The sequence below is a fragment of the Candidatus Hydrogenedentota bacterium genome (assembly GCA_016791475.1).
GTDB lineage: Bacteria > Hydrogenedentota > Hydrogenedentia > Hydrogenedentales > JAEUWI01 > JAEUWI01.
In genome coordinates this window covers 1-519 of the sequence record JAEUWI010000469.1, presented here as the reverse complement: position 1 = coordinate 519, position 519 = coordinate 1, and the positions used below count along the sequence as shown (strand labels likewise).

General features: G+C 62.0%; 1 protein-coding gene. It reads left to right on the top strand.

The genetic code is table 11. From position 1 onward, the window contains the following. Positions 1 to 485 (top strand): hypothetical protein (locus JNK74_30295; GenBank protein MBL7650460.1); only part of this gene is annotated, 485 nt, incomplete at its 5' end. Between the last annotated feature and the right edge of the window lie 34 nt (positions 486 to 519).

The following is a 519-nucleotide window of genomic DNA, read 5'->3' as shown; positions in this document are numbered from 1 at the left end:
CGGACTACAGCACGGTCAAGGCGAATTTTGGCCCTTATGTACCCGAGATTTACCCCGAATACCTGACCGACCCCAATGTGTTCAGTTGCCCTTCCGATGCGGACGGCAGCCCGGACAACTGGACCAGCGATGCCGGCGAGAACCTGTTCATCTATGCCGACAACACCACCGGCAGCATCCCGAATACGGCCAGTGGCAAGGGCTGCAGCCATGGCGGCAGTTGCATGAACTCGGTTGACCAGAGCTACGCCTACCAGGGCTATATCTGGGATCGGGTCAGCGACAGCGACCCGGTTGGCAACCCCGGTGGCATCACCCAGGCCCTTCTGGGCGCCGACCCCGCCGCACAGGGGCCGGCCCAGGCCACGCTGTGGCTCGAAGCCATCCTGGCCCAGATCGCGCCGCTCTATCCCCCGAGCGACCTGGCCGAGGCCACGACGATTAACCCGGATATTTCACCACCCGGGGAGCCATCGCGCTTGTAGGTCGTTTTTTTGATTTTGATGCGGATTTTTGGGC